Origin of the sequence: Streptomyces toxytricini (assembly GCF_014649915.1) — a bacterium.
Taxonomy (GTDB): Bacteria; Actinomycetota; Actinomycetes; order Streptomycetales; family Streptomycetaceae; genus Streptomyces; species Streptomyces toxytricini.
On sequence record NZ_BMTY01000006.1, the window covers coordinates 89557 to 109782 of the forward strand.

A 20226-nucleotide genomic window follows, 5' to 3' on the forward strand; every position below is an offset into this window, starting at 1 on the left:
AAGCTGCCGGGGGAGGGCCGAGGCCGCCCCCGGCACGGTCCGCCTTCGGCGTCCGGGGCTGGGCCGGGCTTGCCGTGTGGGGCGGCCGGGCCGGAGCTGCCGGAGGGCCGAGGCGGCGCCTCGGTACGGTCCGCCTTCGGCGTCCGGGGCTGGGCCGGGCCTGCCGTGTGGGCGGCCGGGCCGGAGCTGCCGGAGGGCCGAGGCGGCGCCTTGGTACGGTCCGCCTTCGGCGTCCGGGGCCGGGCCGGGCCCGTTCCGCCGGGCGCCCGACGGACGTCTCCTCGGCCGGGGCGGCAGCCCCGGGGACGCCGGCCCCGCCGGGCCGGCGGTGTCGTGGCCTGCCGCGTGTGCCGACGCGCCCCGCCGCTGCCGGGGCGACGGCCCGCGTTACGCCGGGGCGCCCGTGCGGATGCCGGCCAGCAGGTCGTGCAGCAGGTCCGCGCCGCGCAGGGTGAGGACGGACTCGGGGTGGAACTGGACGCCCGCGAAGCCGCCGGATGCGGAGCGCAGGGCGTGGACCTCGCCCGTCGCCCGGTCCCGGGCCACCTCGACGCCCCGTGCGGCCAGCCGCGCCGCGGCCGCGTCGTCGCAGGCGGCCGTGAACGTGTTGTAGAAGCCGACCACCTCGGCGCCGCCGAACAGGTCGACCTCCACCTGCGCCCCCTGCGCCGGCTCCGCCTTGCGGACCAGCGGCAGGCCCAGCTCGGCGGCGATCAGTTCGTGCCCCAGGCACACCCCGAGCAGCCCGCCCGCGTGCCCGGCCAGCAGCTCCCGGGCCAGGCCGCGCAGGAGCCGCATCTTCGGGTCCGCCGGGTCGGACGGGTCGCCGGGCCCCGGACCGAGCACCACCGGGCCCGTGTGCGCGAGGGCCGCCTCCCGCAGCCCCGGCTCGTCGTAGCGGCGTACCGACACCGACAGCCCGCCGGCCCGCAGCACGTGGGCCAGCATCGCCGTGAAGGTGTCCTCGCCGTCCACCACCAGGCAGTCCCCGGCCGCGGCCGGGGGCCGCTCCTGCATCCGCAGCCAGAACGGCGCCAGGTCCCGCCGCCGGGAGGCCAGCGCCCGCACCACCCGCGGGTCCTCCGCCAGCCGGGCGGCCCCCGCGAAGGCCGGCCGCGGCGCCTCCGGGCGGACCCCCAGCGCGGCCAGCACCCCTGCCGCCTTCGCGTGGGTCTCGGCGACCTCGCCCGCCGGGTCCGAGTGGCGCACCAGCGTCGCCCCGACGGGCACGCGCAGGGAGCCGTCCGCGCCGATGTCCGCCGTGCGGATCAGGATGGGGGAGTCCAGCGTCTGCCCGCCCCCGGCGTCCACGCCCAGCAGGGCCAGCGCGCCCGCGTAGTAGCCGCGGCCCACCCCGTCCGGGCCGACCGGCTCGTGCCGCCCGATCACCCGGCAGGCGTTCTCGACCGGCGAGCCCGTCACCGTCGCCGCGAACATCGTCTCCCGCAGCACCTCCCGCACGTCCAGCGAGGACCGGCCGCGCAGCTCGTACTCGGTGTGCGCCAGGTGCGCCATCTCCTTCAGCCGCGGCCCGACCACCACACCGCCGCGGTCGCCGACCGTGCACATCATCTTGAGCTCCTCGTCGACCACCATCGACAGCTCCTCGGTCTCCTTGCGGTCGCCCAGGAACGCCAGCAGCGACTCGGCCGTCGGCCCCCCGGCCGGGTACCGGTACGTCCCGCTGATCGGGTTCATCACGACGGTCCCGCCGGACATCCGCACGTGCACCTCCGGACTCGCCCCGACCAGCGTCCGCGAGCCCGTGTGGACCACGTACGTCCAGTACGCGCCCCGCTCGCCCAGCAGCAGCCGGCGGAACAGCGCCAGCGCGTCCGCCCGCCCGAAGCCGTCGATGCGGCCGCCGTACGTGCGCCGGATGACGAAGTTCGCGCCCTCGCCGCGGCCGATCTCCTCCTCGACGACCCGCCGGACGGTCCGCGCGTACTCCTCGTCGGGGACGTCGAAGCCGCCGCCCTCCACCCGCACCGGGTGCGCCGGCAGCACCGCCAGCGCCTCCGCGAGCGTGACCTCGTACGCCTCCTCCGCGGCCAGCACGCTCAGCGGCGTGCCGTCGTCGGGGACGTCGAACCCGCGCTCGCGGATCTGCCGGAACGGCACCAGGGCGAGCGTCGGCAGCCCGCGGACGGGCAGGTCGGCGAGGCGCTCCGCCTCGTGGACCGGGCCCACGAGCACCTCGACGGTGTCGTGGGCACGGCCGGGGGTGCGCCGGCGCAGCAGCGCGAACGGGGGACGGTCGTCGCCGAGCAGGTCGAGCAGTCGGCTGGTCGTGGTTTCCATGCGGGGTCGGTCGTCCTTCCGGGTGGGAGGGGCGGCCGGCCGCAGCGCATACGCGAAGGCCGCCCCTCGGGGCGGCCTTCGCGTCGGTCGTGTCAGTGGGTACGCGCGAGGTGTGGGCCGCCGGGAGCGGTCCACCACCAGGAGCGGCAGGAGTGCGCGTACATGCGGGCCACCCTAGCCCACCCGGAAGGACGGCGTGCGGGGGAAACACGATGGGAGACGTCCGTCTCAACTGATGGGCATCCGGCAGGGCACGAGGTGGGACGCCTTAATGTGTAGGGGTGACCGTGAACGCTGAAACCCACGCCCCCGCCGCCAAGGCGACCTGGCGAGACCTGCCCGCGGCGCAGCAGCCTTCGTACCCCGATGCCGAGGCCCTGCGCGCAGTCGTCGCGGACCTCGAGTCGTATCCTCCGCTCGTTTTCGCGGGCGAGTGCGACCAGCTGCGCGCCCGTCTGGGAGCCGTCGCCCGGGGTGAGGCGTTCCTCCTCCAGGGCGGCGACTGCGCCGAGGCCTTCGACGCCGTGTCCGCCGACCACATCCGCGCCAAGCTGAAGACGCTGCTCCAGATGAGCGCCGTCCTGACCTACGCGGCCTCCGTGCCCGTCGTGAAGGTCGGGCGCATCGCCGGCCAGTACAGCAAGCCGCGCTCCAAGGACACCGAGACCCGCGACGGGGTGACCCTGCCGACCTACCGCGGCGACTCCGTCAACGGCTTCGAGTTCACCCCCGAGGCCCGCGTCCCGGACCCCGAGCGGCTCAAGCGCATGTACCACGCCTCCGCGTCGACCCTGAACCTGGTGCGCGCCTTCACCACCGGCGGCTACGCCGACCTGCGGCAGGTGCACGCCTGGAACCAGGACTTCGTGAAGTCGTCCCCCTCCGGCCAGCGCTACGAGCAGCTCGCCCGGGAGATCGACAACGCCCTGAGCTTCATGAAGGCCTGCGGCACCGACCCGGCCGAGTTCAAGGCGGTGGAGTTCTACTCCTCGCACGAGGCGCTGCTCCTCGACTACGAGGGCGCCCTCACCCGTACGGACTCCCGGACCGGGAAGCTGTACGACACCTCCGGCCACATGGTGTGGATCGGCGAGCGCACCCGGCAGCTGGACCACGCGCACATCGAGTTCTGCTCGCAGATCGCCAACCCGATCGGCATCAAGCTCGGCCCCACGACCAGCGTGGACGAGGCGCTGACCTACATCGACCGCCTCGACCCCGAGCGCGACCCGGGCCGGCTCACCTTCGTCGTCCGCATGGGCGCCGACAAGGTCCGCGACAAGCTGCCCGAGCTCGTCGAGAAGGTCACCGCCTCCGGCGCGGTCGTCGGCTGGGTCACCGACCCGATGCACGGCAACACCTTCGAGGCGGCCTCCGGCCACAAGACGCGCCGCTTCGACGACGTCCTCGACGAGGTCAAGGGCTTCTTCGAGGTCCACAAGGCGCTGGGCACCCACCCGGGCGGCATCCACGTCGAGCTCACCGGCGACGACGTCACCGAGTGCGTGGGCGGCGGCGACGAGATCTTCGTCGACGACCTGCACCAGCGCTACGAGACGGCCTGCGACCCTCGGCTGAACCGCAGCCAGTCCCTCGACCTGGCGTTCCTCGTCGCGGAGATGTACCGCGACCAGTAGCGGCCAGGCCGCCGCCCGCGGCAGCGGGTGAGCGCGGTGTGACAGACGATGACAGTGGGGCGCGGATCGGTGTGATCCGCGCCCCACTGGCGTATCGGGGGCTTTTGGGCCACCCGTACTTTGGGTACGGTTAGGTAAGCCTCACCAAATAGGGGTGGCTGCAAGACCACCCAGGGAGGTGAACCGCGTGTACGTCTGCTCCTGCTTCGGCATCACCGACAAGCAGGTCAAGGAACACGCGGCGGCCGGGGCCTGCACCCCCCGCCAGATAGCCTCCGTGACCAAGGCCGGCACCGACTGCGGCTCCTGCGTCCGCACCATCCAGGGCCTCCTCGGCCGCGGGGCCTGCCCGCGCCGCGAACTGCTGGAGAACGGCCGCACCGCCGCCGACGCGCTCGCCGCGGACACCGCCACCGCGGAGAAGGAGCTCGCCGGGGCCGCCTGAGGCCCCGCGCACGACCACCCCAGCCGTTCTGCCGCCGCCCGTCAGCCCTCCGGCTGCTCGATCAGCTGGGCGATGTACAGCTGCTCCCCGAGCGTCTCGATCAGCTCCAGCTGCGTGTCCAGGTAGTCGATGTGGTGCTCCTCGTCCTCCAGGATGTCCTCGAAGAGCCGCGCCGAGGTGATGTCGCCCTTGCCGCGCATGACCTCGATGCCGCGCTTCAGCCGGTCGATCGCCTCGACCTCCACCTGGCGGTCCGCCTGGAACATCTCCGTCAGCGTCTGCCCCACCCGCACATGGAAGAGGCGCTGGTAGTTCGGCAGGCCGTCGAGCATCAGGATCCGCTCGGTGAGCTTGTCCGCGTGCTTCATCTCGTCGATGGACTCGGCACGGGTGTAGTTCGCGAGCTTGGTCCAACCCTTGTTGTCCTGGATCCGGTAGTGGAGCCAGTACTGGTTGATCGCCGTGAGCTCGCCGGTCAGCTGCTCGTTCAGAAACTCGAGGACCTCGGGGTCGCCCTGCATCGCAGAGGCTCCTTCCAGGCAATGTCAGCTAGTGACGGGTCTGTGCGCGCATCCTTGCACCGCGGCCATGAACCGTCCAGTAAGTGCCTCCTTAGTGGGAGTTGCCATGACATGCCCGAATCAGCTCCCGCCTGGTCATGACCACCCCGCCACGTCTGTCACCATGGAGACATGGGTCAGCCGGACAGCCGGGAATCTCCGGGAGCAGAACAGCTGGAGCTTCCCCCGGGACAGCGGCTGCAGCGGGGCTGGCCCGTCACCCACTACGGGCCCGTACCCCGGTTCAAGCCCGACAGGTGGGAGTTCCGCGTCTTCGGCGCCACCGCCGACGGGCAGAAGCACTGCTGGAACCACGAGCAGTTCACCGCCCTGCCCTTCGAGAGCGTCGTCGCCGACCTGCACTGCGTGACCAAGTTCAGCATGGTCGGCGCCGAGTGGGGCGGCGTCCTCGCCCGCGAGATCCTCGCCCTGGCGCCGCCGTCACCACAGGCCACGCACGTGATGGTGTGGGCCGAGTACGGCTTCAGCTCCAACCTGCGGATGGCCGACTTCGCCTCCGAGCGGACCGTCTTCGCCACCCACCAGGGCGGCGAGCCCCTCACCGCCGAACACGGCTTCCCGCTGCGGCTCGTCGTGCCCCACCTGTACGCCTGGAAGGGCCCGAAATGGGTCCGCGGCATCGAGTACATGACCGCCGACCGGCGCGGCTTCTGGGAAGAGCGCGGCTACCACAACATCGGCGACCCCTGGCGGGAACAGCGCTACTCCTACCAGGAGGAACCGGGCGACGGGCCCGAGCTCTAGGCCGTCTCTCTCGGATCTTGCCGGGCAAGCCCGCACCGGACGGCATGGGTCGGGCAGGATGCGGAAGAGACGGCCCAGGCCCGCCCGCGCCTCGTGGCCGGGGCTCAGTGCAGGTCGCGAAGCTCCTTCAGCAGGGCCACGTCCGCCGCGTGCCCCTCCTTGCCGCCCGGCGTCTCGATCACCAGCGGCACCCCGTCCATCGCGGGATGCGAGAACAACTCCGCGAACGCCTCCCGGCCGATGCGGCCCTGCCCGATGTTCGCGTGCCGGTCCCTGTGCGCGCCCACACCCTCCTTCGAGTCGTTGGCGTGCACCAGCTTCAGCCGCCCCTCGCCCACCGTGTCCACCAGCAGGTCCAGCGCCGCCTTCGCGCCGCCCGGCTCCGCCAGATCGTGCCCCGCGGCGAACACATGGCAGGTGTCCAGGCAGACCCCCAGCTTCGGATGGTGGTCCAGCGCCTCGAAATACGGGCCGAAATCCTCCATCAGCGAGCACAGCGACGAACCCTGCCCGGCCGTCGACTCCAGCAGCAGGAACGGGTCGTCGTCATGGACCAGCTCCTCAAGCAGCGGCAGCGCGAACTCCCTGACCTGCGCCAACGCCGCCTCCCGCGGACGCCCGCCCGTCGCCGACCCCGTGTGCACGACCACCCCGCGCGCCCCGATCCGCCGGCCGCGCCGCAGCGAATGCCGCAGCGACTCCACCGAGCGCTCCACCGTCGCGGCCGTGTGCGAACCGAAGTTGATCAGATACGGGGCGTGCACGAACGCCGGGATCCCCATCTCCGCGCAGCCCGCCCGGAACAGCTCGTCCTGAGCCGGACTGCCCGCCGGAGTCGCCCAGCCGCGCGGATTCGCCACGAAGACCTGCACCGCCTCCGCAGCCAACTCCCGCGCGTACGACAACCCCACCGAAGCGAGCCCGCCCGCCACGGGAACGTGCCCGCCGACCGGATTCCGCGCGCGCCGGCCGGCGGAGGACGGGTCCCTCCTCGACTCCGAAACGGCCTGCGACTCCGACACGGCTAAAGCCCCTTGATCCGCAGGACGACCGTGCTGCCCTCCGGGGCGTTCTGGCCGCCCGGCACCGACTGCGCGTCCACCGTGTTCGAGAAGGAGATCAGCGGCTTCTCCACCCGCACCTTGAACCCGGCCGCCTCCAGCGTCCGGCGCGCCGCATCCGCCTCCTGCCCCGTCACGTTCGGCACCGGCACCAGACGCGGGCCCTTCGACACCGTCAGCACCACCGTGTCACCGGCCGCCGCCTGCGCACCGGCACTCAGCGACTGGTTCGCCACCGTGCCCGCCGGCACCGGGGAGTTGACCTGCTCCGCAGCCACCTCGACCTTCAGCCCGAGGTCCTGCAGGGCCGTACGGGCCTGCTCCACCGGCCGCGCCGCCACGTTCGGTACCTGCACCGGCCGGCCCTTGCTCACCGTGATCGCAACCGCCGTGTCCGGCGCCCGCTTCTGCCCGCCCTCCGGGTCCGTGCCGATCACCGCACCCTTCGCGACGTCCTGGCTGAACACCTCGTTCACGATCCCCGGCGCCAGCCCGCTCTTCGTCAGCTCCGCCTTCGCATCGTCCAGCGGGCGGCCCTTCACATCCGGGACCACCACGACCTGCGGGCCCCGCGAAACGGTAAGCACCACCGCGCCGTTGCCGCGGATCCGCTTGCCGCCCCCCGGATCCGAAGCCATCACCGTGCCCCGCTCGAAGGCCTCGCTGAACTTCCGCTCCACGCGCTTCACCCCCAGGCCGGCCGCCGAAAGCTCCGAACGGGCCTCCGCCTCCGACTTGCCCAGCAGGTTCGGGACCTTCGTGAACTGGCCCGCGCTGATGTACCAGACGCCCGTACCCAGCCCCAGCGCCAGCAGCACCGCCGCCACCACCAGCAGCGGACCCCGCCGCACCCGGCCCGCCGGACGCGGGCCCGCGACCGGACCCGCCGGACCCGGCGGATCAGGGTGCGGGGCGACCGGCGCCGACGCCAGCACCGACGTGTGCTCCACGCCGTCACCGCCGCCCTGCCGCGCCCCCACCATCCGCGGGATCACACTCGTACGGTCCTCCGCCGCCGACCGCTCGCCCGACAGGGCCTGCGGCGGCACCGCATCCAGCTCCGCATCCGACAGCTCCGCCCGCACCGCCAGCACCACGCCCAGCAGCGCCGCCGCATCGAACGGACGCAGCTCCGGCGACCGCGCCGCCGCCTGCGCCACGATCCCGTCCAGGGCACCTGGCAGACCCGGCACCGCCGCCGACGGAGGCGGCACGTCCTCGTGCAGGTGCTGGTACAGCACCTGCGCCGGCGTACCGCCCGCATGCGGCTTCCCGCCCGTCAGCATCTCGTACAGGACGACCCCGCACGCGTACACGTCCACACGCGTGTCCGCGACACCGCTCTCGATCTGCTCAGGAGCCAGATACGACACCGTGCCCAGCACGGCACCCGTCGTACTCGTCACCGTGTCCACCGACCGCACCAAGCCGAAATCGGCCACCTTCACCCGGCCGTCGTCGCCGATCAGCACGTTCTCCGGCTTCATGTCCCGGTGCACGAAACCCGCCCGGTGGGCCGCGCCCAGCGCCGCCAGCACCGGCTCCAGGATGTCCAGCGCCGCCCGCGGCTGCAGCGCGCCGCGTTCCCGCAGCACGTCCCGCAGAGTGCAGCCGGAGACGTACTCCATCGCCAGATACGTGTACGGGCCGTCCGTGCCCTGGTCGAACACCGCGACCACATTCGGATGCGCCAGCCGCGCCACCGACTTCGCCTCGCGGATGAAACGGTCCACGAACGCGCCGTCCGCAGCCAGCGCCGGATGCATCACCTTCAGCGCGAGAACCCGGTCCAGGCGGGTGTCCAGGGCCCGGTAGACCGTGGCCATGCCGCCGGCCGCGATACGGGCGTCGATGCGGTAGCGGCCGTCGAGCGTCTGCCCGACGAGGGGGTCATCCAGGGTCGTGTCCACCCGGTGATTCTACGAGCGGCACCTGTGGGCTCCGCCGGGAGAGCCAGGCTGGTGCGCAGTTGTGACGCGGCGCACGCCCCCGCCGCTGCGCGGAGCCGTTCCCCCACCCCGCCCCTTCCCGAAACCGTGGCTGCGCCCCGGACCCCGCGTCGCCACGAACGCCGGCGGGCTGCCCACCGCACCGGCCCCGCGGCCCGCCCCGGCACGGGGCCGGGGCGGTCGGGACACCCCGGCCCCCGCCTCCGACAGCCCGCCCAAGCCAAGCCCCCGGGGCTCCGCCCCGGACCCCGCGCCTCAAACGCCGGCGAGGCCGGATGTGCTTCCAGCCCACGCGGCGTTTGAGCGCGACGGGCGCGCAGCGCGCGGATGCCCGGGGAGGGGCCGCTCGGGCGGGAGCGGCCCCGACGGTCAGAACGCCGGGCGTTCCGGGTCCAGGGCGGCCAGGCCCTCCACGGGGGACGACGCGGCAGCGAACCGGCGCTGGGGGATGCGGCCGGCGCGGTGGGCCAGCCGGCCCGCGGACACCGCGTCCCGCATCGCGGCAGCCATCAGCACCGGGGATTGCGCCCGCGTCACGGCCGAGGCGAGCATGACGCCCGCGCAGCCCAGCTCCATCGCCAGGGCGGCGTCGGACGCCGTACCGGCCCCCGCGTCCAGGATCACCGGCACACCGGCCCGTTCCACGATCAGCTCGAAGTTGTGCGGGTTGCGGATGCCCATCCCGGAGCCGATCGGCGAGCCGAGCGGCATGACGGCCGCGCACCCGGCGTCCTCCAGCTTGCGCGCGAGGACGGGGTCGTCGTTCGTGTACGGCAGCACGGTGAAGCCGTCGTCCACCAGGGTTTCGGCGGCCTGGAGCAGCTCCTCCCCGTCCGGGAGCAGCGTCCGTTCGTCCGCGACGACCTCCAGCTTGATCCAGTCGGTGCCGAGCGCCTCCCGCGCGAGCCGCGCGGTGAGGACGGCCTCGCCGGCGGTGTAGCAGCCCGCCGTGTTCGGCAGGACCGCGATCCCGAGCCGGTCGAGGACGGAGAGGACGGAGCCCTGCACGGTGGGGTCGAGGCGGCGCATCGCCACGGTCGTCAGCTCGGTACCGGAGGCGACCAGGGCCCGTTCCAGGACGTCGAGGCTGGGCGCCCCGCCCGTCCCCATGATCAGGCGGGAGGTGAAGGTGCGCCCGCCGAGGGTGAGCACGTCGTCGGCCATCGCGCTCAGCCTCCCTGGACGGCGGTGAGGATTTCGATCCGGTCGCCGTCGCCGACCGGGGTCCGCGGCCACTGGCCGCGCGGTACGACCGCCTCGTTGAGGGCGGCCGCGACGCCCGACGGCGCCGTGGTGAGGGTGGCGACCACCGCGTCGAGGGTGGTGCCGGCCGCGACCTCGCGCGGCTCGCCGTTGACGGAGATGGTCATGCGTACGCCTCCTGACGTGCGGCGGAGAAGCGGCTCGGGCTGAACGGCAGGGCGATGTCCGGCAGCGTGCCGGTGGCGAGCAGATCCGCCATCGCGTCGCCGGTGAGCGGGGTCAGCAGGACCCCGTTGCGGTAGTGCCCGGTGGCCAGGTGCAGGCCGGGCAGGGCGGTCGGGCCGAGCAGCGGGGCGTTGTCGGGGGAGCCGGGCCGCAGCCCGGCGAGGGTCTCGGTCAGCGGGAGTTCGGTGATGCCGGGCACCAACTCGTGCGCGTCGCGGAGAAGTTCGTACACGCCGCCGGCGGTGACCGTGGTGTCCCAGCCGAGTTCCTCGCTGGTGGCGCCGACGACGAGCTCGCCGTTCTCCCGCGGCACCAGGTAGACGTGGCTGCCGCGCACGACCGCCCGGACCGTCCGCGACAGGAACGGCCCGTACGCCGCCGGCACGGTGAGGCGCAGCACCTGCCCCTTGACGGGCCGGACCGGCGGCAGGACCTCCTGCGGTACGCCGGCGAGGCGCCCGCTGAGGGATCCCCCGGCCAGGACGGTCTGCCCGGCGCGCAGCTCGGTGCCGTCGTCGAGGACGGCGCCGGCCGCCCGGTCCCCATCGACGAGGAGGCGTTCGGCGCGCGACCGGCAGATCTCCACCCCTGTGCGTTCGCAGGCGGCGAGCAGGGCGGCCGCGAGCCGGCGGGGGTCCACCTGGTGGTCGCCGTCGACGCGCAGCCCGCCGCGGACGCCGGGGGCGAGCATCGGCTCAAGCCGGCGGCACTCGCGGCCGGTGAGCCATTCCGACTCCAGGCCGCAGCGGCGCTGGAGGGCGTGCAGTTCGCGCAGGTGGAGCCGGTCGTCGGCGTCGAGGGCGACGGCGAGGGTGCCGCAGGCGCGGTAGCCGATGTCCATGCCGCCGCTGGCGTCGGCCAGCTCGGCGGCGAATTCCGGGTAGCGGGCGGCGGAGGCGAGGTTGAGGCCCAGCAGGGTCTCCTCGCCGTAGTGGAGCTCCGTGACCGCGGCGAGCATGCCCGCCGCGACCCGGGCCGCGCCGCCGCCGGGCGCGGGGTCGGCGAGCGCGGTGCGCAGCCCGCGGCGGGCCGCCCGCCAGGCGGTGGCCAGGCCGATGATCCCGCCCCCGATGACGAGGACGTCGGATCCCTTCCGAGATGAGTGCATGGGCGTCCAGCCCCTCCCTTCGCCGGCATGACCCGGATCAGGTTCGTACGGTCGGAGGCAGCTTCAGCCTCCCTCTCAGCCCGGTGCGCCCGGACTCCCGCGACAGGTACGGTGGCCACAGTAGCCGTTCCCCTTCCGGGAGCGGGAGGAGGCCGCAGGGCCGCCCCGCCGGACCCCCCGCGGGAACTTCACTGACTGATCGTCAGGTCGCTAGGGTGGGTTTCGTGAGCGAGCAGACGGAAAACCACGAGCGCGGCGTCGTCGTCGTCGGCGCCGGGATGGCCGGGGTCCAGACCGCGGTCGCCCTGCGCGAGCAGGGCTGGACCGGCCCCGTCACCCTGCTGGGCGCCGAGCCCCACCAGCCGTACGACCGGCCCCCGCTGTCGAAGGCGGTGCTGCTCGGAAAGGCCGAGGACTCCGCCTTCGACGTCGACTTCGAGGGGCTCGGGATCACGCTCCGGCTCGGCGTCGAGGTCACCGGGCTGCGGCCGGCCGACCACGAGCTGGACACCGAGGCCGGGCCGGTCCCCTACGACATCCTGGTGCTGGCGACCGGCGCCGAGCCGCTGACCCTGCCGGGCGCCGAGGGCGTGCCCGGCGTCCACCTGCTGCGCACCCTCGACGACGCGGCCCGGCTGCGGCCGGTCATCGCCCGAGCCCCGGCGACCGTCGTCGTCGGCGCCGGCTGGATCGGCGCCGAGTTCGCGACCGCCGCCCGCGAGGCCGGCTGCGCCGTCACCGTCGTCGAGGCCGCGGACCGGGTCCTGGCCGGGGCGCTGCCCGCCGAGGTCGCCGCCGCGATGGGCCGCTGGTACGGGGAGATCGGCGCCGACCTGCTCACCTCCGCCCGGGTGGAGTCCGTCGAGGCCGGGCGGGTCGTGCTGGCCGACGGCCGGGAGCTGCCCGCCGGCGCGGTCGTCGTCGGCATCGGGGCCCGCCCCGCCACGCGCTGGCTCGCCGGGTCGGGCGTCGAGCTCGGCCCCGACGGCTCGGTCACCGCCGACGCCCACCTGCGGACCTCCGTCCCCGGGGTGTACGCGGTCGGCGACTGCGCCTCCTTCCCGTCGGCCCGGTACGGGGCCCGGCTGCTCGTGCACCACTGGGACAACGCCCTCCAGGGGCCGCGGGTCGTCGCCGCGAACATCCTGGCGGGGGAGCCCGTGGAGGCGTACGACCCGGTTCCGTACTTCTGGTCGGAGCAGTTCGGCCGGTTCGTCCAGTACGCCGGCCACCATGCGGACGCCGACACCCTGCTGTGGCGCGGCGACCCCGCCGGGCAGGCCTGGTCGGTGTGCTGGCTGCGTGCCGGGGCCATGGTCGCGATCCTCGCGGTGGGCCGCCCCCGCGACCTCGCCCAGGGCCGCCGGCTCATCGAGGCCGGCAGCCCCGTCGACCCGGCCCGCGTCGCCGACCCGGAGACCCCGCTCAAGGCCGCGGCCGCGTGACCGCCGCCCGCCCGGGCGCGCGGGCGGCCCCGTACGGGTCGGCTCGGGTACCGGCGGCCCGTGGGAGGTGGCAGGCTTGTGCCGTGACCGAGATTGACGCAAAGATCGATGCCCTTGTCCCCGCCTGGCTCCACCTCCCCGACATCGCCGAGATGATGGGCGTCGAAGTGACCCGGGTCCGCCAGCTGGTCAAGGAAGGTCAGCTGATCGCGGTGCGCCGCGGGGAGAACCGCGCCCTCCAGGTCCCCGCCGACTTCATCGACGGCGACAAGCTGGTCAAGGGACTCACCGGCCTGCTGACCGTGCTGAAGGACGACGGCTTCTCCGACGAGGAGATGCTGGAGTGGCTCTTCACCGCCGACCCGACCCTGCCCGGCACCCCCGTGCAGGCGCTGCGCGAGAATCGCGGCACGGAGGTCAAGCGCCGCGCCCAGGCGCTCGCCCTCTGAGCCGAGCCCGACGGATCCGACCCGGCGGGCGGGCCCCCGCCCGGTGCGGCGGGCCCGCCCGCCGCACCACCCAGGGGGGTACCCATGTCCGCGAACGTGCGGCAGCAGCTGTCCGACGCCCGGCTCTACCTGTGCACGGACGCCCGCAGGCGGCAGGGGGACCTCCCCGAGTTCCTCGACGCGGTCCTCGCCGGCGGCGTGGACATCGTCCAGCTCCGCGACAAGGGCATGGAGGCCGGCGAGGAGCTGGAGCACCTGGAGGTGTTCGCCGAGGCGGCCCGCCGCCACGGCAGGCTCCTCGCGGTCAACGACCGCGCCGACGTCGCGCACGCCATCGGCTCCGACGTCCTCCACCTCGGCCAGGGCGACATCCCCGTCCCGGCCGCCCGGGCGATCCTCGGCGACGGGGTCCTGATCGGCCGCTCCTGCCACGCGGAGGACGAGGTGGCCGCGGCCGCCGCCGAACCGGGCGTGGACTACTTCTGCACCGGCCCCTGCTGGCCCACCCCCACCAAGCCCGGCCGGCACGCCCCCGGCCTCGACCTCGTCCGGTATGCGGCCTCCCTGCGCCAGGACCGCCCCTGGTTCGCCATCGGCGGGATCGACGCCGGCAACCTCGACGAGGTCCTCGACGCCGGCGCCACCCGGATCGTCGTCGTCCGCGCCCTCACGGAGGCCTCCGACCCCGGGGCTGCGGCGGCCGCCCTGGCCGCCCGCGTCCGGGCCCGCACGGCCTGAGGTGTCCAAAAGGCCGTCCAGCAGGTGGACACGGCTTCGGAGTCCGCGAACGCCCGTCTAACCTGCCGGTATGGCCCTTGGAACAGCTTCCACCCGAACGGACCGCGCCCGCACGGTCCGCGACCTGCTGGCGTCCGGGGACCCCTCGTACTCCTTCGAGTTCTGGGCGCCCAAGACGGAGAAGGGCGAACGCAACCTCTGGGACGCGCTGCGCCGCATCGAGGCGGTCGCCCCCAGCTTCGTATCCGTCACCTACGGCGCCGGCGGGTCCACCCGCGGCGGCACCGTCAAGGCGACCCAGCAGATCGCCTCCGACACCACCCTGACCCCCGTCGCGCACCTCACGGCGGTCGACCACTCGATCGCCGAGCTGCGCAACGTCATCGGGCAGTTCGCCGACGCGGGCATCCGCAACATGCTGGCCGTACGCGGCGATCCGCCGGGCGACCCCATGGGCCCGTGGGTGGCGCACCCCGACGGCGTCCACTACGCCGCCGACCTGGTCCGGCTGCTGAAGGAGTCCGGCGACTTCTGCGTGGGCGTCGCCGCGTTCCCCGAGATGCACCCGCGGTCCACCGACTGGGACACGGACATCCGGCACTTCGTGGACAAGTGCCGCGCGGGCGCCGACTATGCGATCACCCAGATGTTCTTCGATCCGGAGAATTATCTGCGGCTCCGCGACAGCGCCGAGAAGGCGGGCTGCGAGACCCCTATCATCCCTGAGGTCATGCCTGTTGTGGCCGTCAAGCAGCTCGACCGGCTGCCGCAACTCAGCAACGCGGTCTTCCCCGGTGCCGTGAAAGAGCGCATGCTCGCCGTCAAGGACGATCCGGCCGCTGTACGCTCCATGGGGATCGAGTTCGCCACGGAGTTCTGCGCGCGGCTGCTGTCCGAGGGTGTCCCGGGGCTGCACTTCATCACGCTGAACAACTCCACGGCGACCCTCGAGATCTACGAGAACCTGGGCCTGCACAAGCGGGCCTGATCGGCCGTTCCCAGGGCGGCCGTACCGAGGGGTGCCACGCATGGGAATGACGGTCCTCTACATCGCGTTCGGCTTCGTCGCGCTGTGGCTGCTCGCCGAGGTCCTGATGCAGTACAAGGCCCGGCTGCGCTGGCGGCTGCTCGCGTTCGCCGGGTTCGCCGGCGTCGTCGCCGGGGTGGTCCTGCCGTCGGTCCTCGTCATCGCCGTCGGCGCGACCGCGTTCGCCGTGGGCCAGACGCTGGTGACGCTGTCCTTCCGCAAGGGCTTCGAGGCCGGCTGGGCGCTGCGCCGCGGCAAGGCGGCCGCGGCGCCAGGCCGGCCCGCCCGGGGGCGGCGCCGGAGCGGCGCCGCACGCCCCGAGCCCGCGCTGGAGGTGACCTCGCTGGAGTACGGCTCCGACGGAGCCGGCACGGCGGACGGGAGCGGCGGCGCGGACGGCGACCGGGAGCCGGCGGAGCAGGAGCCCCGCCCGCGCTTCCGGGCGGCGACCGAGGAGTTCTACAGCCCGGAGCCGCTGCCCGACGAGACCGGCACGTACGGGATACAGAGCTTCGCCGCCGGCCCGGCCGAGCAGGACGCGCACGGCTACGCCGCCTACCAGGACCAGCAGTCCCAGAGCGGCGGCTTCGACTACTCCGCCGGCTACCAGGAGGGCGGCCGGCAGGTGTACGCCGCCTACTCGGACCCGTACATCGGCACCGGCGGCGGCGTCATCCCGCAGCAGCCGTACGACTACACCCCGTACGCGGGCCAGGCCCCGGACCCGTACGGCGGGGGCGCCGCGCAGGACCCGTACGCGATGGACACCCCGCCCGGCGGCGTGTGGGTGCCGCAGCAGCGGGACGTCGCGCAGCCGTACCCCGAGGACGACCAGGCGGGCGGGCCGTACCAGCAGCCGCAGCAGTACCCGTACCAGGGCACCGGGGAGTACGAGCAGTACCGCTACTGAGTGCCGCCCGGCCGGCCGCCCCGGCCGGGCACCCTCATCGGGAACCGCGGAAGCCGGCGCCCTCCACGATCAGCCCGGCCACCAGGGCTCCGGTCATCCCGGCGTGCGCCAGCCCGCCGCCGGGGTGCGCCCACCCGCCCGCCAGGTACAGGCCGGGCAGGCCGGTGGTGTTGGCCGGGTACAGCAGCCGGCCGTCCGCTCCGGCGAGCGCGGGCGGCGGCACCGCACCGCCCGCGGCCCCGGTGGCGGCCGCGATGTCGGCGGGCGCGTGCACCTCGTGCCACAGCAGCCGGTCGCGCAGCCCGGGAACGGCCCGCGCGGCCAGGTCCAGCAGGGCCTCCGCGTCGGGCGCGGGGCCCCTTCCGGCTGCGGGGCAGACGGCCGTCACGGTGACCGCCTCGTGGCCGGCGTCGGGGACGACGGCCGGGTCGTCGGGGCGCAGGACGGTGAGCAGCGCGCCGGGGGAGTGGACGAGGGTGCGGTGCACGGTGCCGGCCGGCCGCTCGCCGCGCAGCGCGAGGAAGAGCGTGAGCCGGCTCGCCTCGCCCGTGCCGCGGGCGGGCACCCCGCCGGACGGCAGCGACACCCCGCCGAGGCCGCGCGGGTCGGCCGCGCACACCACGGAGTCCGCCGCGGCCTCCGTCCCGTCGGCCAGCAGCAGCCCGGCCGCCCGGCCGTCCCGGGCGAGCACCTCCCGGACCGGGGCGTCGAAGACGAAGGACACCTTCCGCTCCAGGCAGCGCTCGTACAGGGCGGCGGCCAGCGCCCGCATGCCGCCGCGGACGTACCAGCTGCCGAAGGTCTGCTCCATGTACGGCAGCACGGCCGCGGAGGCCGGCACGGCGGCCGGGTCGAGGCCGTACGCCCGGACGCGGGCCGCCAGCAGCTCCCCGGCGGGCCCGCCGAGCTCGCGGGCGGCGATCTCGGCGAGGGTGGGCGGGCGGCGGCGCAGCAGGCCGCTCTTGCGGACGGCCGGGTAGGGGTCGCGGCCCAGCACCTGCCAGTCGGGGCGCAGGGGCTCCTCCAGCAGGGGGCGGCGGGTGGCGTCCCAGGCGTCGCGGGCCCGGTTCAGGACCTCGTTCCAGCGGTCCCCCGTGCCGGTGCCGAAGGCCCGGTCGAGGGCGGCCGCGGCGCCGCCGCGGGAGACGGCGGGGAGGACGGCCTCGGTGCCGTCGGCGAGGACGTGCCGGACGGCGGGGTCGACCTGCACCATGTCGACGCAGTCCTCGAGGGGGCGCTTGCCGGTCTTGACGAACAGGTCGCGGTAGACGGCGGGCAGGTGCAGCAGCCCCGGCCCCGTGTCGAAGGCGAAGCCGTCACGGGTGCGGCGGCCGAGGGCGCCCCCGTACGTCGGCCCCTGCTCGTACACCGTCACCTGCTGCCCTGCGACGGCCAGCCGGGCCGCCGTGGCCATCGCGCCCATGCCGGCGCCGATCACCGCAATTCGTGCCATGCGCCCGACCCTATCGAGCGGCGGCCCGGGTCAGCGGGGCGGGCCCGCCGCCGGACCGGAGGGCTCCCGGGCATGGCCGGCCAGCCGGTTCTCCTCGCGGCGCTGCGCCCGGCGGCGCAGGAAGCGGCGGATCCGGGTCCACAGGAGGACGAGGACGGCCAGGCCGAGGGCGAGGAGGACGGCCGCGACGACGGCGGCGGCTACGGGGTGGAAGACGGCGAAGGCGACGATGCCGGCGACGCCGATGTCCTCGGCGGTGCTCAGCGCGATGTTGCTGACCGGTTCCGGGGAGGTGTTGACGGCCATGCGGGTGCCGGCCTTGACGGCATGGCTGGCCAGCGCGGTGGAGCCGCCGATCGCGCCGGCGGCGAGATCGGAGAGGGAGCCGCTCTGCCCGGCCAGCAGCGCCCCGACGACGGCCCCTGCGACGGGCCGGACGACGGTGTGGACGGCGTCCCAGGCGGAGTCCACGTACGGGATCTTGTCGGCGACGGCCTCGCACAGGAAGAGGACGCCGGCGGCGACGAGGACGTCGGTGCGCTGGAGGGCCGGGGGGACGTCGTCGCTGAGACCGGTCGCACCGAAGACGCCCAGCAGGAGGACCACGGCGTACGCGTTGATGCCGCTGGCCCAGCCGCTGGTGAAGACCAGGGGGAGGACGCTCACCGCATCATCGTGCCGCAGCGCGCGGCATCCGGCAGGCGCGGCCCTGGGCCGGACGTGTCCGGGAGCGGCCGCGGTGCGCCGCCGTCCCCGTCATCGCGCCCGGCCGGGACGTCAGTGCCCCTGCTCGTCGCGGCGGCGCTGCCACCGCTCCTCGATGCGGTTCATCATCGACCGACGCTGCCGGTTCCGGCCACGGGCCGAACCGCCTGCACTGCCGGAGACGGGCTGCTCGCCGGGCTTGGGCGCCTTGCGCCAACCGGTGACCGCGAGGAGCGTACAGCCGAGCATGACGAGGAAACCCACCACGCTGACCCAGAGTACGTTCGGGACGATCACACCGGTCATGAGGAGCGCGATACCCACCACAATGCCTGCGACTGCCTGGTAGACCCGTCGCCGGGTGTACGTGCGCAGTCCGCTTCCCTCAAGCGCTGTCGCGAACTTGGGGTCTTCGGCGTACAGCGCTCGCTCCATCTGCTCGAGCATTCGCTGCTCGTGCTCCGAGAGCGGCACGGGAGTCCTCCTCATCCGTCGGTCGCGGGGGGAGCGACCAGGGTCCCTTCAGGATAGGCGGGGAATCGCCCCCGTGACACCCGCCCTCCGCGCCGGGTTCGAAAAATGCACCGCCCGGAAAAGCACTGCCCACCGCCGGTACGGCGCGGGGCCGTGCGGCCGGGGGCCGGGGCAGTGAGGTCGTTATTCCCCGCTGATCCGCCCGCCATGCCGGGCGGTGCCCCGATCATACGGCGCGCCCGCCCGGAACGGAGGCGGTCAGCGCTTCTCGCCGAGGACGTGCAGCTGGGTGGCGATGGCGTGGAAGGCGGGCAGCTCGGCGGCGGCCTCCTCCAGGCGCATCAGCGCCTCGACGGCCCCGGGCTCGGTGTCGACGAGGACGCCGGGGACGAGGTCGGCGAAGACGCGGACGCCGTGGACCGCGCCCACCTCCAGGCCGGCGCCGGCCACGAGGTCGGCGAGCTGGTCGGCGGTGAAGCGGCGGGGCACCGGGTCGCCCGCACCCCAGCGGCCGGCCGGGTCGCCGAGGGCCGCGCGGGCCTCGGTGAAGTGGCCGGCCAGGGCGCGGGCCAGGACGGCGCCGCCGAGGCCGGCGGCGAGCAGGCTGAGCGTCCCGCCGGGGCGCAGCGCGGCGACGGCGTTGGCGGCGCCTTCCGCCGCGTCGTCGACGTACTCCAGGACGCCGTGGCAGACGACCACGTCGTAGGCCTCCCGCTCGACGACGTCGAGCAGGCCCTGGGCGTCGCCCTGGACGCCGCGGACCCGGTCGGCGACGCCGGCCTCGGCGACCCGGCGCTCCAGCCCGAACAGGGCGTTCGGGCTGGGGTCGACCACGGTGACGCGGTGGCCGAGGCGGGCGATCGGGACCGCGAACATGCCGGTGCCGCCGCCGGTGTCCAGCACGTCGAGCACGTCCCGCCCGGTCGCCTTCACCCGGCGGTCGAGGGCCTCCTTGAGGACCTCCCACACCACGGCGGTGCGGAGGGAGGCACGGGGGCGGGAAGTGTCCGACACGGCTGATGGCTCCTCGGCGCGGAAGGGGGCGGGCAAAGCGTGCGATGCGTGCCCCACCCTATTGCCTCCGGCAGCGGTGCAGCTCATCCCGCGTCCGGACGCTCCGGGCGCGGCTCGGGGCGGGGCTGCGGGAGCGCCTGCTGCGGAAGCGGCTGCGCCACCGGCCGGAGGGCGAGCATCCGCTCGACCAGCCGCAGGAACATCTCCGTGGCGCGCAGGAGGTACGCGGCGTCCTCCTCGCTCGCGGCGTCGGGAATGCCGGCCTCGGCGCGGGCCCGGCGGGCCGCTCCGGAGGCGAAGAGCGCGCTCCACTCGGCCAGTTCCGGTGCGAGCTCCGGGAGGACCTCCCAGGCGCTGCGTATGCGGGGGCGGCGCCGCGGGTGGGCGGGCTCGGGCCGGGCGCGGGCCGCGAGGACGGCGGCCGCGGTGCGCAGCGCGGCGAGGTGGGCGGTGGCGTAGCGCTCGTTGGGGCGGCTCAGGGCGGATGCCTCGGCCAGGCCGCTGCGGGCCTTGGCGAGCAGGTCGAGCGCGGCCGGCGGAGCGGCCGACCTGCGCGGGACGGGGTGGACAGGGGACGGGGACGGTGTGGCCATGACGAACCTCCTGTCGTTGCGTACTGCTCTTGGCGGCGCCTGGTGATGCCTGGCTCCATCGTCGCGGGCACCACTGACAATCGCGCCGACCTGCGGTTTTCCTGCTCACATCGGGGCAATCGGCCCCCGGGGCGCGCGAACCGGCGACAAGGGTGCTAGTTTTT

20 protein-coding genes and 1 riboswitch are annotated in these 20226 nt (G+C 74.5%); of the genes, 8 read left to right on the forward strand and 12 right to left on the reverse strand.

The genetic code is table 11. From position 1 onward, the window contains the following. Positions 1-387 precede the first annotated feature (387 nt). Complete coding sequence (locus tag IE170_RS09375) at positions 388-2301, reverse strand: anthranilate synthase family protein (protein WP_189808853.1); 1914 nt, start codon at positions 2299-2301, stop codon at positions 388-390. Between the two features lie 281 nt (positions 2302-2582). Between IE170_RS09375 and IE170_RS09380 the strand changes: the two genes are divergently transcribed. Both IE170_RS09380 and IE170_RS09385 read left to right on the forward strand, forming a co-directional pair. After that, complete coding sequence (locus IE170_RS09380; RefSeq protein ID WP_125546050.1) at positions 2583-3938, forward strand: class II 3-deoxy-7-phosphoheptulonate synthase; 1356 nt, start codon at positions 2583-2585, stop codon at positions 3936-3938. A 187-nt stretch (positions 3939-4125) separates the two neighbouring features. Continuing rightward, positions 4126-4383, forward strand: coding sequence for a (2Fe-2S)-binding protein (locus IE170_RS09385; RefSeq protein WP_189809017.1), 258 nt, complete (start codon positions 4126-4128; stop codon positions 4381-4383). 41 nt (positions 4384-4424) lie between these two features. On the opposite strand, the gene bfr is transcribed toward IE170_RS09385, so the two are convergent. Continuing rightward, positions 4425-4904 carry a bacterioferritin gene (bfr, locus tag IE170_RS09390; RefSeq protein ID WP_189808854.1) on the reverse strand — a complete coding sequence of 160 codons (480 nt, stop codon included), beginning with the start codon at positions 4902-4904 and terminating at the stop codon, positions 4425-4427. Between the two features lie 171 nt (positions 4905-5075). Here bfr and IE170_RS09395 point away from each other — a divergent pair, with 171 nt between their 5' ends. After that, positions 5076-5708, forward strand: a complete 633-nt coding sequence (locus tag IE170_RS09395) for a sulfite oxidase-like oxidoreductase (RefSeq protein ID WP_189808855.1) — start codon at positions 5076-5078, stop codon at positions 5706-5708. A gap of 104 nt (positions 5709-5812) precedes the next feature. On the opposite strand, the gene IE170_RS09400 is transcribed toward IE170_RS09395, so the two are convergent. The 5 genes from IE170_RS09400 to thiO form a co-directional block, all read right to left on the reverse strand. After that, on the reverse strand, positions 5813-6730 hold the full coding sequence (locus IE170_RS09400) for a deoxyribonuclease IV (RefSeq protein WP_189808856.1): 918 nt from the start codon (positions 6728-6730) through the stop codon (positions 5813-5815). Between the two features lie 2 nt (positions 6731-6732). Beyond that, positions 6733-8679 (reverse strand): Stk1 family PASTA domain-containing Ser/Thr kinase, encoded by a 1947-nt coding sequence (gene pknB / locus IE170_RS09405; RefSeq protein ID WP_189808857.1) that lies wholly within the window; start codon positions 8677-8679, stop codon positions 6733-6735. Between the two features lie 408 nt (positions 8680-9087). Beyond that, positions 9088-9882, reverse strand: coding sequence for a thiazole synthase (locus tag IE170_RS09410; protein WP_189808858.1), 795 nt, complete (start codon positions 9880-9882; stop codon positions 9088-9090). Positions 9883-9887: 5 nt separating this feature from the next. Continuing rightward, the gene (thiS, locus tag IE170_RS09415) at positions 9888-10088 is read right to left on the reverse strand and encodes a sulfur carrier protein ThiS (protein ID WP_189808859.1); all 201 of its coding nucleotides are present in this window, start codon (positions 10086-10088) and stop codon (positions 9888-9890) included. Further along, positions 10085-11254 carry a glycine oxidase ThiO gene (gene thiO / locus IE170_RS09420; RefSeq protein ID WP_189808860.1) on the reverse strand — a complete coding sequence of 390 codons (1170 nt, stop codon included), beginning with the start codon at positions 11252-11254 and terminating at the stop codon, positions 10085-10087. Before thiO ends, thiS begins: the two co-directional genes overlap by 4 nt. Beyond that, positions 11250-11365: riboswitch (TPP riboswitch) on the reverse strand. It overlaps the preceding gene by 5 nt. Positions 11366-11478: 113 nt before the next feature. Between thiO and IE170_RS09425 the strand changes: the two genes are divergently transcribed. The 5 genes from IE170_RS09425 to IE170_RS09445 all read left to right on the forward strand — a co-directional run bounded on the left by IE170_RS09425 (position 11479) and on the right by IE170_RS09445 (position 15823). After that, the gene (locus IE170_RS09425) at positions 11479-12699 is read left to right on the forward strand and encodes an NAD(P)/FAD-dependent oxidoreductase (RefSeq protein ID WP_189808861.1); all 1221 of its coding nucleotides are present in this window, start codon (positions 11479-11481) and stop codon (positions 12697-12699) included. An 83-nt stretch (positions 12700-12782) separates the two neighbouring features. Next, complete coding sequence (locus tag IE170_RS09430; protein WP_125543032.1) at positions 12783-13148, forward strand: Rv2175c family DNA-binding protein; 366 nt, start codon at positions 12783-12785, stop codon at positions 13146-13148. Positions 13149-13232: 84 nt separating this feature from the next. Next, the gene (gene thiE, locus IE170_RS09435; protein ID WP_189808862.1) at positions 13233-13886 is read left to right on the forward strand and encodes a thiamine phosphate synthase; all 654 of its coding nucleotides are present in this window, start codon (positions 13233-13235) and stop codon (positions 13884-13886) included. 70 nt (positions 13887-13956) lie between these two features. Further along, entirely contained in the window at positions 13957-14874 is a 918-nt protein-coding gene (gene metF / locus IE170_RS09440; protein ID WP_189808863.1) for a methylenetetrahydrofolate reductase [NAD(P)H], read from the forward strand. Between the two features lie 40 nt (positions 14875-14914). Further along, positions 14915-15823 (forward strand): hypothetical protein, encoded by a 909-nt coding sequence (locus IE170_RS09445; protein WP_189808864.1) that lies wholly within the window; start codon positions 14915-14917, stop codon positions 15821-15823. A gap of 34 nt (positions 15824-15857) precedes the next feature. Here the strand turns inward: IE170_RS09445 and IE170_RS09450 are convergent, their stop codons facing one another. The 5 genes from IE170_RS09450 to IE170_RS09470 form a co-directional block, all read right to left on the reverse strand. Beyond that, a complete protein-coding gene (locus tag IE170_RS09450; RefSeq protein ID WP_189808865.1) occupies positions 15858-17276 on the reverse strand; it encodes a phytoene desaturase family protein in 1419 nt (472 codons plus the stop codon). A gap of 30 nt (positions 17277-17306) precedes the next feature. After that, complete coding sequence (locus tag IE170_RS09455; RefSeq protein ID WP_189808866.1) at positions 17307-17942, reverse strand: DUF4126 domain-containing protein; 636 nt, start codon at positions 17940-17942, stop codon at positions 17307-17309. A gap of 111 nt (positions 17943-18053) precedes the next feature. After that, positions 18054-18455 (reverse strand): SCO2097 family morphological protein, encoded by a 402-nt coding sequence (locus IE170_RS09460; RefSeq protein WP_189808867.1) that lies wholly within the window; start codon positions 18453-18455, stop codon positions 18054-18056. A gap of 258 nt (positions 18456-18713) precedes the next feature. Then, positions 18714-19469 carry a methyltransferase gene (locus IE170_RS09465; RefSeq protein ID WP_189808868.1) on the reverse strand — a complete coding sequence of 252 codons (756 nt, stop codon included), beginning with the start codon at positions 19467-19469 and terminating at the stop codon, positions 18714-18716. Positions 19470-19552: 83 nt separating this feature from the next. Next, positions 19553-20062: an SAV_6107 family HEPN domain-containing protein gene (locus IE170_RS09470; RefSeq protein ID WP_189808869.1), complete on the reverse strand. Its 510-nt coding sequence runs from the start codon at positions 20060-20062 to the stop codon at positions 19553-19555. Positions 20063-20226: the final 164 nt, after the last annotated feature.